The following is a 15,559-nucleotide window of genomic DNA, read 5'->3' on the forward strand; positions in this document are numbered from 1 at the left end:
TCAGTGCTCACGCGGGGCGGGGACGACGCGATCCACTTCGGGGAGGACCGCCAGCAGCTGACGCATGGCGCTCTCCGCCGCTGCGGCGTCGCCCGCCCCCAGTGCCTCCACGATCGAGGTGTGCAGCCCGGCGGACGTCTCGGTCGGCCGGTCGCAGCCGGTCACCGGGCCACCGGAGACCTGCAGGGCCGAACAGACGATGCCGGACAGGTGCTCCAGCATGCGGTTGCCGGTGACCTGGAGGAGCAGCGCGTGGAACTCGGCGTCGGCGCGCGAGAACGTCAGCGTGTCACCCTGAGCCACGGCGTGGCCCATGATCTCCGCCATGTCGGCGAGGCGCTGCTGCACGTCCTCCCGGCCGTGGCCGGCGGCGAGCCGGGCCGCCAGGGGTTCGATGGTCCAGCGCAGTTCGCTCAGTTCGCGGCGCTGCTCCTCACGCTGGGGGCCGAAGGCGCGCCATTCGATGATGTCGGGATCGAGCAGGTTCCAGTCGCTGACCGGGCGGACCCGGGTACCGACGTTGGGGCGGGCGCTGACGAGGCCCTTGGCCTCCAGCACGCGCAGGGACTCGCGGACGACGGTGCGGGAGACCTCGAACCGCTGGCCGATCTCCTCGGGGACCAGCGGGCGGTCGGCGCCCAGGTCTCCGGAGACGATCATCTGGCCGAGCTGCTGGACGAGCTGGCCGTGCAGGCCGCGGCCGCGACTGCCGCCGGAGCGGCGCCCGACCCGGTTCATCTCACTGTCCACGCCGTCCCAGTTGGGGGTGGCACGTTCGGTTCCGCGGGGGTCCGCGTAGGGGTAGCGGTCGAGTTCGCCGGGCCCGGCCATTCCGCTGTCGGCAGAGCGGGCCGCGGTCATCATGGTGTGCGCAAGGGTACTCACGCATCATTTGTCGGCGATGCCGTCGGCCACCTTGAGGACTTTGCTGAAAAGCACACGAAAGGGTGATCGCCCCCTCCCGCACAATTGACGCTTTATCGTAAAGAAACGTGCGATCCCTGGTTAGTTGCGGACATCCGACGGCACACCGCAGTACGTCGTTCAGACAAACGGCCTGGCCACCGCACCGCTTGTTGCTGACGGGAGGTCAAACGTCTTGCTTGCACACGGACTTGGCCCGGCGAGCGGTACCGGTGGCCCCCGTTCCGGCGGTCAGACCTCCGGGCGCAGCATCGGCGGGTTCAGCAACGTGGCCCCGCCGGCCCGGAACAACTGCGCGGGCCGGCCGCCCTGCCGCGTCGTCGTCCCGCCGGCCGGCACCAGGAACCCGGGCGTGCCGGTGACCTTGCGGTGGAAGTTGCGCGGGTCCAACGCCACGCCCCACACCGCCTCGTAGACCCGGCGCAGTTCCCCGACGGTGAACTCCGGCGGGCAGAAGGCGGTCGCCAGCGACGAGTACTCGATCTTCGACCGGGCCCGCTCCACCCCGTCGGCCAGGATGCGCCCGTGGTCGAAGGCGAGCGGCTCCGGATTGCGGGCGTCCAGCAACTCCCCCACCGGCGCCCAGCGGGCCCCCCGCGCGTCGCCGCCGGCCCGCGGTGTGGGCAGGTCCGGGGCCAGCACCAGATGCGCGACGCTGACCACCCGCATGCGGGGGTCGCGGCCTGGGTCGCCGTAGGTGGCGAGTTGTTCCAGGTGCGCGCCGCTGGTGCCGCCGTACGGTGCCGACGTGCCCGCCGGCGAGGCTCCGGCGCCCTGCTGGGCACGCAGCCCGGTCTCCTCGGCCAGCTCCCGCGCCGCCGCCTGCGCCAGGTTCTCCTCGGTGCGCACGAACCCGCCCGGCAACGCCCACCGGTCCTCATGCGGTGCTTCACCGCGCCGAACCGCGAGCGCGCACAAGGCGTGGCTGCGGACGGTGAGTACGACCAGGTCCACGGTGACAGCGAAGGGGGGGTAGGCCGTCGGGTCGTAGGGAGACATGCCCGTGATCTTAGTCGTCTGCCTGACGATAAACGCCGCCTTCGCCGGTTCACGCCAGTGTTTCGCCCCCGGGGCCCCAGGGATGCCCCTTGCCGTGGCGTGAGGCGGGACAGGGCCGGCGTGGAGGCCCATTCCGGCGTCGAGGGACACCGGGGCGCACGCTGGCTGGCTGGCGGGCCCAGGGGGCCGTCCACTCCGCAGGAGGGCGATGTCGACGGACGGGGTTGTGCGGGGATGGGCGGAGGTGCGCTGCCGCTGGGGACGGGCGGGGCTGCGGCTGAGGACGAACGGGGCTGCGGCTGGGCGTGGAGCGGCGAAGACGGGGAGGCACGGTTCGGGGAGGCACCGTTCGGGGAGGCGCGGTCCGGGGAGGCGCGGTCCGGGGAGGCAGGGGAACGTCGTCCGACGCCAGGGCTGGGACTGCGCCAAGGCGCGGGACGGCGAGGGCGCGGCGCACCAGGGCTTCCCGGGCCCAGGGATCGGGTTGCGCCAAGGGGGCGAGGGCACGGAGAGGCGGTCCGGGGTGGCAAGGGACCGGCCTGATGCCACGGCTGAGGCTGCGCCAAGGCGCGGGACGGCGAGGGCGCGGAGGCGCGGTCCGGGATGGCAGATGGCAAGGGAGCGTCACCTTCTGCCACGGCTGAGGCTGCGCCAAGGCGCAGGGCGGCAACGACCGGAGGGGCGAGGGCGCGGAGGAGCGGAGGGCCGGGGTGGCAGGGAAATCTCCGCCTGAGCCAACGAGCCGCCCGTCCGCGGGAGGACCGGAGCACTCCCGGCCGCCCGCAAGCCGTCACCGGTCGCCGAGGGGCCGGCCGGGGCGCCTGCCGGGGTGGCCGGGAGGCGGGTCTCACGTCTACCGTGCCGACCGGCGGCGACATCGACAGCGCCGCCGTGCGGGCGCCCGCTGTGGCCCGCGTGGCCCGTGAAGGAGATCGATGGCTGTCCACCGGCACCCCGGTACCGTCCTGACCGACCACACGTTCCGTGTTCCGTTGGACCACTCCCGGCCGGACGGCGAGCAGATCGAGGTCTACGCCCGCGAAGCGGTCGCCGCCGGACGTGAACACGACGATCTGCCCTGGTTGTTGTACCTCCAGGGCGGTCCCGGCGGCCGTGCTCCGCGTCCGGTCGGCGCCGAGAGCTGGCTGGGCCGGGCCCTGAAGGACTACCGGGTGCTGCTGCTGGATCAGCGGGGCACCGGGCGCTCGACACCTGCCAACCGCCAGACGTTGCCCGCTCGCGGCGGTGTCCGGGAACAGGCCGACCACCTCGCCCACTTCCGTGCTGACGCGATCGTGGCGGACTGTGAGGCGATCCGCCGCGAACTGCTGGGCGAGCGGGGCCAATGGTCGCTGCTGGGCCAGAGCTTCGGCGGATTCTGCGCGCTCACGTACCTCTCGTTCGCCCCCGAAGGGGTGCGCGAAGCTTTCATCACTGGTGGTTTGGCGGGGTTGCGGTCCTCGGCGCGGGACGTCTACCGGGCGGCCTACCCGCGCGTCGCACGCAAGAACGTCCGGCACTACGAGCGGTACCCGCAGGACGTCTCCGTGGTGCGGGAGATCGCCCGGCACCTGCGGGAACACGACGTCACGCTTCCCGACGGCGCCGCCTTCACGGTGGAGGCGTTCCAGTCGCTGGGCCTGCTGCTGGGCGGCGGGAGCGGATCGCACGCGCTGCACTACCTGTTGGAGGACGCCTTCCTGCCAGCGTCCGCGTCCGGATCTGACGGCCCGGTGCTGTCGGACACCTTCCTGGCGGAGGCACAGCGCCACGTGTCGTTCGCGGGCAATCCGCTCTACGCGATGCTGCACGAGGCGATCTACGGGCAGCGGTCGGTCGATGGCGCGGGTACCGGGTGGGCCGCTCAGGCGGTGCGGGAGGAGTTTCCGGCCTTCGACGCGGACCGGGCGCTGTCGGGGGACGAACCGGTGCTGTTCACCGGCGAGATGATCTACCCGTGGATGTTCACCGCCGATCCGGCGCTGAAGCCGCTGCGTGAGGTGGCGGAAGCGCTCGCCGACCGTGCGGACTGGCCGGACCTGTACGACCTGGAGCGGCTCGCGCGGAACGAGGTGCCGGTCGCAGCGGCGGTCTACCACGATGACATGTACGTCGACGCCGCCGATTCGCTTGCCACCGCCTCCGCGGTGCGCGGCTTGCGGACGTGGGTCACCGACGAGTTCGAGCACGACGGGCTGCGGGTGAGTGACGGCCGCGTCCTGGACCGGCTCATCAAGCTCGTCCGCGGCGAGGCGTAGCGGGCGGCCCCGCAGGTCGTCCAGGGGCAGGCCGCTACGCGCAGGGCAGCGGTGGGCGTCGGTCCGACGGTTCGGGGACCGGCGCTCACCGGAGCGGCAGCCGGGCCCGGGGAAGCCGTCACGGGACTGACGCGGAATCGGGAGCGGAGCCGGGGTCAGCACGGGGTCTCCTCCCCTCCGGTGCGGTCGCTCCGACGGGTCCGCGGACGAACGCCGCCGGGGCGGGTGCTGGCGGTCGGGCGGGGCGACCGGTCGCGGCGGCCCTTGGGAGCGGTCCCCGCGCCGGTGGACCGGGGACGCCGGACGGCCTTGGCGGTGCGGTTGACGCGTTCCTCACGCAGGCAGCTGCGCAGCGGCTCCGGGTCCAGACCGTGGTTGCACGCCTGGTGCAGGAGCCTGGCGAAGGTGTATTCGGAGTCGGCTTCGAGCGCGAGGCCGAAGGCGACCCGGGCGGCCGGCTCGTCCCCGGTGGCCCAGGCCACCCAGCCCGCCAGGGTCAGCGGGGCCGCGGCATGACCGGCGTAGGCGCCGAGACAGCGGCGGGAGAGGGCACGCCACAGGCGTAGCGCGGGCGGGGCTTCGTCGCCTTCCATCCATTCGGCGGCACGGTCACGGGTGTCCCGGTCCTGGAGGCCGAGGATGATCGTCGCCGCTTCGTCATCGCCGAGCAGGGCGTCGTCGTGCCGGTCGCCGGCTCCGGCCTCGTCCGGAGCCGGCGCGGCCCGCAGACGGTCCATCGCGGCCGACGCCAGGGCCAGGGTCTCCTCCTGCACCGTGTGGGTGTCGCCGTGGACGAGCATGCGCGGGACGAGTTCGGCGCTGGCGTCGTCGAATGCCCCCTGTTGGGCGGGAAGGAGTTCGGCTGACAGCGGAATCAGCCGGGACTGCAGATCGCGCAGGGAGCCGCGTACCTGGATTCCGGCGTAGGCGGCGGTGGCGGCCATGACGGAGGTGCCGTCGCAGTTGAGCGGGGCGCCGCCGGGCGGACAGCAGGCGGCGGAGACGCAGGTGTAGGACCACCAGTGCCCTCCGGCGACGCACACCGCCTCGATGACGGGAACGTCCAGCGCTCCGCAGGCCCGGCGCAGGTACTGGGCGAGCGGCCGGAGGCGTTCCATCACCCCGGTCGGGCTCTTGCCGGGCGCGGGGTCCTGGCAGAGGAAGAGTGCGACGGCGTCGGGGCGGCGGGCGGGGCCGGCGCCGTTGACGAGGTTGTCGGCCAGCCCGGTGGCGAACGGCGGCCAGCCGGCCGGGTCGGCGGGGATGTCGACTCGCAGACGGGCGCCGAACCTGCCGCGCGATCCGTGCAGTCCGATCAGGACGACGCTGTCGTCCGGGTGGAATCCGAGGAGGTAGGGCAGCGCGTCCGCGAGGTCGGCCGGGCTGCGGAGGACGACCTGCGGTTCGGTGCCCGCCGTTTCTTCCGCGAGGGCGCCGGCGGAGTCGGTGGGAAGTGCGTCGCGGGACGGGAGGGGCCTGCCCGAAGCCTGGGAGCGACCGCGGGCACGGGGCTCGCGGGGGAGTCCGGAGAGACCGTGGGTTGGGGAATCCGAGGGGTGGAAGGGGTCGGAGGGGAAGGGGGACGCGGAGTCGATGTGTCCAGTCATGACCCGAAGATCCCGCGCGCACCAAGATCGCGCCAGCCCTGTGGATAACTGCGGCGCTTCATCGGATGACCTGCATAAAAAGCCGTCACTCCTGCGAGCGACAAGTTGTCCACAGGGCTGGCGGTGGGGTTGGCGCGATGTCGGTGGCATCAGGTTGCATGGGGGCATGAGCGATTCATTGCGGACCGACGCCGATGCCGTGCTGCGCCGCCTGGTGGGCGACCAGAGCGGCTCCGCCCGGCTGCGCGAGGACCAGTGGCGGGCCATCGAGGCGCTGGTAGCCGACCGGCGCCGGGCGCTGGTCGTGCAGCGGACCGGGTGGGGGAAGTCAGCGGTCTACTTCGTGGCCACCGCTCTGCTGCGGGAGCGGGGCAGCGGTCCCACCGTGATCGTCTCCCCCCTGCTGGCCTTGATGCGCAACCAGATCGAGGCGGCCGGGCGGGCCGGGATCCGCGCGCGCACGATCAACTCGGCCAACCTGGAGGAATGGGACCAGGTGCAGGCCGAGGTCGCCGCGGGACAGGTGGACCTGCTGCTCGTGAGTCCGGAACGGCTGAACAACCCGGACTTCCGCGACGAGGTCCTGCCAAGGCTGGCGGCCACCACGGGTCTGCTGGTGGTCGACGAGGCGCACTGCATCTCCGACTGGGGCCACGACTTCCGCCCGGACTACCGGCGACTGCGGACCATGCTCGCCGAACTCCCCTCCGGAACACCGGTGTTGGCCACGACGGCCACGGCCAACGCACGGGTGACCGCCGATGTGGCCGAGCAGTTGGGGACCGGTGGCCAGGGAGCGGCGGCTGATGGCACCGCCCTGATTCTGCGGGGGGAACTGGACCGCGAGAGCCTCGCGCTGAGCGTGCTGACGCTGCCGGACGCGGCGCACCGGCTGGCCTGGCTCGCCGACCACCTCGGCGAGCTGCCCGGGTCGGGGATCATCTACACCCTGACCGTCGCCGCGGCGGACGAGGTGACGGCGTTCCTGCGGCAACGGGGATATCCGGTGGCCGCCTACTCGGGCCGGACCGAGGACGCGGACCGGCGCGGCGCGGAAGCGGACCTCATGGCGAACCGGGTCAAGGCGCTGGTGGCGACGTCAGCCCTGGGGATGGGGTTCGACAAGCCGGACCTGGGCTTCGTGGTGCACCTGGGCTCCCCCTCCTCCCCCATCGCCTACTACCAGCAGGTGGGGCGTGCCGGACGTGGGGTGGACCACGCGGAGGTCCTGCTGCTGCCGGGGCGGGAGGACGAGGCGATCTGGCGGTATTTCGCTTCGCTGGCCTTCCCCGAGGAGACGTTGGTCCGGCGGACGCTGGAGGTGCTCGCCGCCTCCGACCGCCCGGTGTCGCTGCCCGCGCTGGAGGCGAGGGTGGAACTGCGGCGCTCCCGGCTGGAGACCATGCTGAAGGTGCTGGACGTGGACGGGGCGGTGCGCCGGGTGCGCGGCGGATGGACGTCGACGGGGCAGCCGTGGAACTACGACACGGACCGCTATGCCTGGGTGGCCCGGCAGCGGGCCGCGGAGCAGCAGGCGATGCGGGACTACGCGTCGGGCACCGGATGCCGGATGGAGTTCCTGCGGCGCCAGTTGGACGACGAGGCCGCGAAGCCGTGCGGTCGGTGCGACAGCTGCGCGGGGGCGCGCTTCACCGCTGAGGTCTCCCCGGACGGGATGGACGCCGCGCGATCGGCACTCGGGCGGCCCGGTGTGGAGGTGGAGCCGCGGCGGATGTGGCCGACCGGGATGCCGGCGCTCGGGATCGAACTGAAGGGCCGTATCCCCGCCGGGGAGCAGGCCTCCGGCGGACGGGCCCTCGGCCGGCTCTCGGACATCGGCTGGGGCAACCGGCTGCGGCCGCTGTTCGCCGAGGGCGCACCGGACGTACCGGTGACGGGCGAGATGGTGGACGCGGTGGTGCGGGTGCTGGCCGACTGGGCGAAGGGGCCCGGCGGGTGGGCCAGCGGGGAGGCCGGGGCGACGGCCCGGCCGGTGGGTGTGGTGACGGTGGCCTCGCGGACCCGGCCGGTGCTGGTGGAGAGCCTGGGGGCGCGCATCGCCGAAGTCGGCCGGATGCCGGTACTCGGGCGGATCGAGCCGCTGGAAGGGCCGGACCAGGGGCGGATACCTCGAAGCAACAGCGCGCAGCGGTTGCGTGCCCTGCACGGGACGCTGTCGGTCCCGGCCGGTCTGGCGGCGGAGTTGGGGCAGGCACGGGGTCCTGTGCTGCTGGTGGACGACCTGGTCGACACGGGGTGGACGCTGGCGGTGGCGGCCCGGCTGCTCCTGCGAGCCGGGGCGACGGGGGTACTTCCGCTGGTGCTGGCCACGGAGGGCTGACCTGCGGGGGGATCGGAATCGCGCCGGGATCGCCGCCTTCCGGACGGTCGATCTCCGGTGCTGCCGGGGCGGACGGGTTGCTCGCGCTCCGCGGTGGACGGTGTCACGAGGCCCGCGGTGGACGGGGCACGAGGCAGCGGACTCGGCGTCCCGGCAACCCCGTTGGAAAGAACGGACGCGGCGACGTTTCAACCGCAGCCGGCGCGGGTTCGATCCGTCGAACCCGCGGAAGGGGCGCAGGGCGGAACGGCGTCCGTTGCGTAAGAGGAAGTTGAGAACTCGTCGAGGACGGCGATTGGACATTGCCGCCCGCTCCGAGGGGAGGAAGAATTGAGTACGAACCCTGTCCGGCTCGTTGGGCCAAGCCAGCGGTGTGCCGTGTCCGGACGCCGGGCGCCCGCGCGAAGGGAGGACCGTGGCATTCGGCTTCGCCGCGCTTGCCCGTACCGAGACCGCCGCCCCTTTGAGCAGAACGCTGGGCCCCGACGACTGGACACGCCGTTCTGTCCCGTTGCTGGGGAACCCGCGCGAATTGGTGAAGGACCTCTGTGCCCGGCACCTGCCGTCGACGGGCACGGCGGTGGTGGCCGTGCTGGGGCTGGACGGTCGGCTGGTGGCGAGCGCGTCCTTCGCGTCCGTGTCGTCCCGTGGGGACGGCTGGGAGCGGCGCAACGCGGTGCTCGACCATCTGCGCCGGGTGACCACGCACGACTTGCGGTTGCGGGCGCCCGTGCGGACCGGAGTGCTGATGGTCTGCCGGGAGGGAGGGCCGAACTGGATGCCGGCCGACGGGGCGTGGATGTGGGGCCTCAGCGACGCGTGCACGCTGCACGGGCTGCGGTGCGGCGCCTATGTGACGCTGTCCGACGGCGGTTGGCAGGTACTGGGCGAAGGGCGGTCCGGCCGGACTCCGCACGCGGGGTCGTGGACAGCGCGGCCGGTGCCGAACGCCTGGTCCGGCGGTCCGACGGCGATGCCGGACGCGCCGAGGCGGCATGTGGCGCGCTGACCGCGGGCCGAGAGCGCGCGCCGGCGCTCGTCGCCCCGCGGAAGGCGGGCGTCACATCAGGGTGTTCACACGCTCCGGGTCACCGCAGACGACCAGGATCTCCCCGGCCAGGGCCAGGGCGGCGGGCAGGGCGGCGGAAGTCGCCTCGTCGGTGCCATCGTTCATGGCGAGCACCACCACGGGACGCTTGACGGCCTGCGCGGCGGTCGCGGCGGCGTAGAAGACGTCGCCCGCCTCGTCCTGCTGGCGCCAGTAGGACTCGGCACCGAAGGACAGCTCGTGCTGGGCCCACGGGTGCTGGTCACCGCTGGTGAGCACCAGGATGTCGGTCGGGGCACGGCCGGAGTCCAGCAGATTGTCGACCGCGTCGTCAGCGGCGGAGACCGCCGTGGCGACGGTGGCGGACACCAGCTGGATCTGCGGCGAGCCGCCGGTCTGCTGGGGCTGCGGATTGGCCTGGGCGGGCCGGACCGGGCCGGGGCGGCCGGGCGACGAGTGGGTACGAGTCGCGCGGGGCGGCGCCGGGCGGGGGCCGGGTCGGGGACCGGGAACCGGAACGGGTCGGGGTGCCTGCGGGGTACGGGTACCCCCCGCTGCGGCAAGCGGGCCCGTGACGCTCTCGTGAATCTGTGGCTCCTCGGGGATGAGAGGCATGGTGTGTTCTCAATCGAACGCGCCGCGCGATGCGGGCGGCGGGTGGTCAGAAGTCGAAGCCCAACTGCTCGGCTCCATCGGCCGCGTCCAGCGCACCGGCGAGGATACGGACCTTCTTGAGGTGACTCCAGCGCGGCAGATTGTCGAGGTAGGCCCACGACAACCGGTGGTGTGGGGTCGGCCCCAACTCCTCCAACGCGGAACGGTGCACCGGCGAAGGGTACCCCGCGTTGTCGCCGAAGCAGAAGGCGGAGTGCTCGGCGCCGAGTTCGGCCATGTGCGCGTCGCGGTGCACCTTGGCGATGACCGAGGCGGCGGCGACCGAGACGCAGGACTGGTCGCCCTTGATCACGGTACGGACGCGCCACGGACCACCGAGGTAGTCGTGCTTGCCGTCCAGGATGATCGCGTCGGGCCGCACGGACAGTCCGTCCAGCGCGCGCACGGCGGCCAGCCGCAGGGCGGCCGTCATGCCGACCTCGTCGATCTCCTCCGGGGAGGCGTGCCCCAGGGCGTGGTCGGCGACCCAGCCGAGGAGTTGGGCCGACAGCGCGTCGCGGCGTTTGACGGTGAGGAGCTTGGAGTCGGTCAGGCCGTCCGGCGGGCGGCGCAGGCCGGTGACGGCGGCGCACACGGTGACGGGACCCGCCCAGGCACCGCGGCCGACCTCGTCGATTCCGGCGACGACCTTGACGCCGAGTGTGGCGCGCATCGAGCGTTCGACGGTGTGGGTGGGCGGTTCGTATGCCATGACGGTGCCCAGCCTACGCCTGGCCCCGGCCACCGCAGCGGGGGGTGGGCAACGGCGTTGACGCGGAGACCGCTTTCGCCGCGCCGACCACCGCACGCGTCCCGTCAACCACGGCACCCCGCGTCAGCCGCCGCACCGTGAACCCCGGACCGGTCAACCACCGCATCGCGAACACCCGGCCACGCCCGTCAACCACCGCACGGCCGGCACGCGGCCACGCCCGTCAACCACGGCGCCCCGCGCCGACCCCACCCGGTCGGCCACCGCACCGGCCGCCCCCATAACCCCAACCGGTCGGGCCGGGCCACCGCACCGCCTGCCCCCGTACCCCATCACCCCGCACCCCCACCCGATCGGGCCAGGCCACCGCACCGCCCGCACCCCGCAACCCCGCAACCCGGCAGCCCCACAACCCCACAACCCTCATCCGCCGCTCCGCTCCCGTGTCAGCCGTTGTCGGACCGCGCTTCGGGGGTCCAGGCCGGGAGGGGTTCCGTGCGGTGGAGCCAGGTGTCGGGGGGCGTGCCGGTGGGGCGGGAGGACAAGACGCCGCCGACGATGGCGCAGGTGGTGTCGACGTCGCCGCCCGCGCCGGCAGTGGCCCAGAAGGCGCCTTCGAAGTCGTCGAGGTGGCGGGCGGCGGCCCACAGGGCGAAGGGGACGGTGTCGTGGGCGGTGGTGCGACGGCCGCAGCCGAGGACGGCGGCGACGGTGGAGACGTCGGCGTAGTCGAGGATGCCGCGGGCCCGCAGGAGTCCGGCGCGGACCGAGGAGGGCGGGACGAGTTCGAGCACGGCGGTGAGCAGGGAAACCGGCGAGCACGGGCCGTCGGGCCCGGCGACCAGGGCGGCAGCGGCGGCGACCGCCATCGCACCGGCAACGCCCTCGGGGTGGGTGTGCGTGGTGAGCGCTGACAACTCACCCTGGCGGGCGGCGCGTTGGGGATCGTCGGCGTACCAGGCGCCGAGCGGGGCGACGCGCATGGCGGCGCCGTTGCCCCAGGAGCCCTGGCCGTTGAACAGCGCGGCCGCCAGGGTTCGCCAGTCCGCGCCTTCCTGGCGGACGAGCCGGAGCATGCGGTTGACGGCCGGGCCGTAGCCGCGGTCGAAGTCGTGGTGCTCGGCGAAGGCGTGGGCCAGGGCGTCCTGGTCGAGGTCGCCGCCCCCGTCGGACGCGGCGAGGACGGCGAGGACGGAGCAGGCCATCTCGGTGTCGTCGGTCCACTGCCAGGGGCCGGGCGGCAGCTCACGGCGTTGCAGGGCCGGATAGTTGGCGGGAACGAAGAACTGCGAGCCGAGGGCGTCGCCCACGGAGAGTCCGCGGAGGCTGGCAAGAGCCCGGCGGAATCGTTCGGGCGAAGGAGAGGCAGCGGTCATGGCGTCGAAACTCTGACATCGCCACCCATCCGGGTCAATCACCTTGTGCGGAAACTCACCGGTGGCGGCGCGCGCGACGTCCGTCGGCGATGAGCCGGCCCAGGCGACCGGACCCCGCGCAGGCCGCATCACTCAAGTACTGCCAGCCGTTCCCGACCATCCGCGTCGCCCGTCCGTCCGCGGCGGCATCCGTGATCGTCAACGCCACGTCGATCAGGCGTCAACACAACGTCACCGGTCACTGTCGCAGTCGCCGCGAGGGCCGACAGCATGGGGAGCTGATGCCACGGGCCACGGCCTCGGGAGGCGGATGTCACGGGCAGGGGGGAAGCGGGCGGGAGAGTGCGCGACGGCGGCGGAGGCGCACGGGACGGCGCGTACGGGTCCGGCGAACCCCGGCGGACGCGGACCACCCCGGTCGGGGACTCGTGCGGCCGGGTGGCCGGGAACGGGGTCGGCCGGGAAATCGGCCGCCTCGCTGACGCTGGCAAGCCGGGCGGCACCCCCGGTCGGCGCCGGTGCCGCTGACGGCCGAACCGTTTGCTGGCGGACGGTGGCGAGCGCGAGGTCACGTAATGCGGCGGCGGGCGGCTTCGTAAGGACTGTCCTCCAGCGGGCATTCGACGGGCAGATCGGCTTGGCGCGAACCGAGCGGCACGTTGTCGATGCCGACGGCCGGAAGGTGAACAGGGTCGGGCGAGCCGGCTGCGCGTACTGCGTCGGGCATGAGGCGGGCGGCTATGACGCCGTCGACCTCGTTCGCCGGCGGCTCGCTGCGCCTCGTCCGGCGCCGTGCGCATGGGCGGTCCGGTCGTCGGCCCGACCGCGTTCCCGGCCTCGCGCGGTCGGGACGTCTGCCCCGCACCGCAGCCGGAGCGTCATCGTGGCGGGAGTTCACACCGTCCACTCGGGTACCAGGTCGACCACGTCGCCGGCGACGGAGAGGACGTCGTCGTCGAGGCCGGCGCGGGCTTCGAGGCGGTCGACGGCGGCGTCGCGGTATTTGCCGCGTTCGGTCGCGGAATCCCACATGGACAGGACCAGGAATTCGCTGCCGGCCCCCTCGGCGAAGATGCCGCGGAGCATGCCGGGCGATCCGGCCATGGCGGGGTTCCAGACCTTCTCCTGCATGCGCATGAAGTGCTCGATCTGCGCGGGGCGGACCCGGCAGTGGGCGGCGCGCAGCAGGTCCGCGTCGGCGAAATGCACCTGGAAGCCGACCTTGACCTCCTGGCGTTCTTCGAAAAGTCGCACGTCGGCGCGGTCGTAGGTGCTGTTCTGCTCAGCGGCGAGGCCGTCGTGCGGACCTGCCATGAACATGTCGTAGTGCAGCCGGCTCTCCCAAAAGCAGAAAATGTGGGCCTCGTCCGGACGCCCGCGCCCCCAGCCGCCGCCTTGACCCCGGAATCCGGGTTCGCCGAGCAGTCCCGCCCACTCACGCTGACCGCGCTCGAACCCCGTTCGGTCCTCGACACGGCAGCGAATCCACTTCACCAGCACCGCGCCATCCTAAGTCCGCGTTCCGCAGCCGATGTGACCTCACCTCTTCATCGTCAATTCCCCCTGGGCAGAGGGAAAACGCATCCATACGATCATCCGCATGGATGCTCTGTCATCGGCGGCCTCCGGGTGACGGCCTCGGCACGACGGCCCGCCTTCCGGGCGGCGGCAGGGAGGACGGGTAGAGCGGAGCAACGCGATGCCGGTCCGGCGGTCGACGAACCGGGCGACCCGGCGGACGCAGCGCGGATCAGGGCTCCCACATCGCCGAGCCGCTCACAACCCGCACAAAACCCGCCCTTCCTGGGTCCCGGTCCGTCCATCGCGCACCTGCACGATCCGAACAGTCGACGGTCGTCCGATCGAACTTCAGTCGTACTGGACGACCACCGCCGACCATCCCACCCCCACCCCGGGCCCGGCCACACCGGCCCCAGCCCCAGCGACCCTGCACCCAGCTCCCCCCGCTGCGAACCCGCCCCTACTTACTGGCCGACTTCGTCCGGTACAGCTTCACGCCCACGTGGTCGACGATCCACCGGTGTGCCGTCTTGTCTATCGCGAAGTAGATCCGCCCGACCCGGTCTGGGGTGGTGTGGTCGTCGAGTTTGATGTGCGGCTGACGGTCCCATTTCGCGTTCTCGAACGTGAAATGGCTCAGGCCCTTCCGGCGCAGCGGTTCGTCGGAATTCGCGTAGTCGAGGGGGGTCTGGTCGCCGATCCAGGAGACGAGGGAGGTGCCGAGTTCACCGTCGCGCCGGCGCCATTCGCCGGCGAGTTCGGCGAGGGTGTCGAGGGCCTCGCGCATGCGTTCCGGATAGGGGTAGGAACTGCGCTGCCATTCCTCCTTGGCGTTCGCGGTGAACACCAGGGCGCCTTCGGAATCCCTGGTCCACGCGTCCCAGGCGGTGGAGAAATCGTGCGGCTCGGCGATCGGGGGCTCCGGGGAGACGGCGGGTTCGACTCCGCCGCCGGCCAGGGCCGCGTGCAGTTGGGCCTCCAGGTTGACCTTGTCGATTTCCAGCCGGGCGATCTTGGCTTCGAGTTCGATGTTGAGTTCCAGGAGTTCGACCTGGAGGGCGCGTTCCTCCTCCAGGCGTTCGCGCAGTACCGCCAGGTGCGCGCTGTCGTTGCCGGAAGCCCGTTTGACCAGGGCGTCCGCGCGCGCGACGGCCTCCGCGGCCCGGACCGCGTCCCAGAGGCGGTCCCGCCCGCGGGCCACCACGCTCAGCGGGGCCAGCAGCCGGCCGAGTTGCCGCATCAGCGCCTCGTGGTCGCCGGCCACCTCGGCCGGCCCCCACCACGGCGAACGGCCGGCCGTTCCCGGCCAGTACAGCCGGGCGCCGTCCCGCGGCAGCACGAGCGCGTCCGCCGCCTCGTGCGCCGCGTTGAACGAGTCGAGGGCCAGCCAGCTCGACATGAGGACCACGTGGGCCAGTCCGGCCAGCCGGTGGGCCGCTTTGCGGGCGAAACGCGCGGCGGGGCCCATCGTGCGCGGCGAGCAGACCACGAGCACCGGCAGCCGCCGGTCCGGAGCCGCCAGCAGCCGGCGCACCGCTTCCACATGGGCGGCGTGCGCGGGGGCGGCCAGCGCCGTGACGATGTCGTTGCCGTCGGTGCACCGCAGCGCGGGGTCGCGCAGGATGGCGGACAGCGAGCGCGGCGGGAAGAGCTGCTCGACCCGCGCGGGGGCGAGTGATCCGTCGCTCTGCCGCCCCATCGAGACGCGGAAGCCGGTGGACCCGGCCGCCTCGCTCGCCGTCAGCCGGCAGGAGAACCGGCCACCGGGCGGCAGTTCGTGTTCGATCATCATGCGCAACGCGCGGGTCCCGGCGTCGACCACCACCGGCGTCCAGGACACCAGTTGTTCCGGCCGCCCTTCCGCGTGGCGCGGCAGCATCACCTGCCCGGGCGCGGACATCAGCACGTCGGCGGTCAGGCCGGTGGTGGTGGCCGAAACGTGCTGCTCCATATGGGCGAGCAGACGTTCGAAGACGGGCACACGAACCGGCGACGACGGATACTGCGGCGACTGTTCGGCCGCCTGACCTGCGGGGTTCCGCGCCGGCTGCCGCGCAAGGGCTCGCTCCGACTGCCCCGCAGGGTGCCACGCCGACCGCCCTGCGAGGTCCCGCGCCGG

General features: G+C 72.9%; 11 protein-coding genes. 3 read left to right on the forward strand and 8 right to left on the reverse strand.

Translation table 11 applies throughout. The annotated features are described in order from the left end of the window. Both POF43_RS27310 and POF43_RS27315 read right to left on the reverse strand, forming a co-directional pair. Complete coding sequence (locus tag POF43_RS27310) at positions 1-885, reverse strand: FadR/GntR family transcriptional regulator (RefSeq protein WP_271314668.1); 885 nt, start codon at positions 883-885, stop codon at positions 1-3. A gap of 270 nt (positions 886-1,155) precedes the next feature. Further along, complete coding sequence (locus POF43_RS27315; protein WP_271314667.1) at positions 1,156-1,923, reverse strand: NUDIX hydrolase; 768 nt, start codon at positions 1,921-1,923, stop codon at positions 1,156-1,158. Between the two features lie 935 nt (positions 1,924-2,858). On the opposite strand from POF43_RS27315, the gene POF43_RS27320 reads away from it, so the two are divergent. Next, positions 2,859-4,181, forward strand: coding sequence for an alpha/beta fold hydrolase (locus tag POF43_RS27320; RefSeq protein WP_271325432.1), 1,323 nt, complete (start codon positions 2,859-2,861; stop codon positions 4,179-4,181). Between the two features lie 155 nt (positions 4,182-4,336). Here POF43_RS27320 and POF43_RS27325 read toward each other — a convergent pair whose 3' ends face one another. Then, positions 4,337-5,788, reverse strand: coding sequence for a DUF4192 domain-containing protein (locus POF43_RS27325; RefSeq protein WP_282704807.1), 1,452 nt, complete (start codon positions 5,786-5,788; stop codon positions 4,337-4,339). Between the two features lie 166 nt (positions 5,789-5,954). Here POF43_RS27325 and POF43_RS27330 point away from each other — a divergent pair, with 166 nt between their 5' ends. Together POF43_RS27330 and POF43_RS27335 are read left to right on the forward strand one after the other, a co-directional pair. After that, entirely contained in the window at positions 5,955-8,129 is a 2,175-nt protein-coding gene (locus POF43_RS27330) for a RecQ family ATP-dependent DNA helicase (protein WP_271325323.1), read from the forward strand. A 415-nt stretch (positions 8,130-8,544) separates the two neighbouring features. After that, a complete protein-coding gene (locus POF43_RS27335; RefSeq protein ID WP_271317806.1) occupies positions 8,545-9,138 on the forward strand; it encodes a hypothetical protein in 594 nt (197 codons plus the stop codon). Positions 9,139-9,189: 51 nt separating this feature from the next. Here the strand turns inward: POF43_RS27335 and POF43_RS35020 are convergent, their stop codons facing one another. The 5 genes from POF43_RS35020 to POF43_RS27360 form a co-directional block, all read right to left on the reverse strand. Further along, positions 9,190-9,546 (reverse strand): hypothetical protein, encoded by a 357-nt coding sequence (locus tag POF43_RS35020; RefSeq protein ID WP_308217772.1) that lies wholly within the window; start codon positions 9,544-9,546, stop codon positions 9,190-9,192. Between the two features lie 292 nt (positions 9,547-9,838). Further along, on the reverse strand, positions 9,839-10,543 hold the full coding sequence (gene rnhB, locus POF43_RS27345) for a ribonuclease HII (RefSeq protein WP_271318774.1): 705 nt from the start codon (positions 10,541-10,543) through the stop codon (positions 9,839-9,841). Positions 10,544-10,989: 446 nt separating this feature from the next. After that, entirely contained in the window at positions 10,990-11,919 is a 930-nt protein-coding gene (locus POF43_RS27350) for an ADP-ribosylglycohydrolase family protein (protein ID WP_282704809.1), read from the reverse strand. 894 nt (positions 11,920-12,813) lie between these two features. Next, positions 12,814-13,419, reverse strand: a complete 606-nt coding sequence (locus POF43_RS27355) for a DUF4937 domain-containing protein (protein ID WP_271318245.1) — start codon at positions 13,417-13,419, stop codon at positions 12,814-12,816. 481 nt (positions 13,420-13,900) lie between these two features. Beyond that, positions 13,901-15,391 carry a hypothetical protein gene (locus POF43_RS27360; RefSeq protein WP_271325854.1) on the reverse strand — a complete coding sequence of 497 codons (1,491 nt, stop codon included), beginning with the start codon at positions 15,389-15,391 and terminating at the stop codon, positions 13,901-13,903. Between the last annotated feature and the right edge of the window lie 168 nt (positions 15,392-15,559).

The organism is Streptantibioticus silvisoli (genome assembly GCF_027947535.2).
Lineage (GTDB): Bacteria > Actinomycetota > Actinomycetes > Streptomycetales > Streptomycetaceae > Streptantibioticus_C > Streptantibioticus_C silvisoli.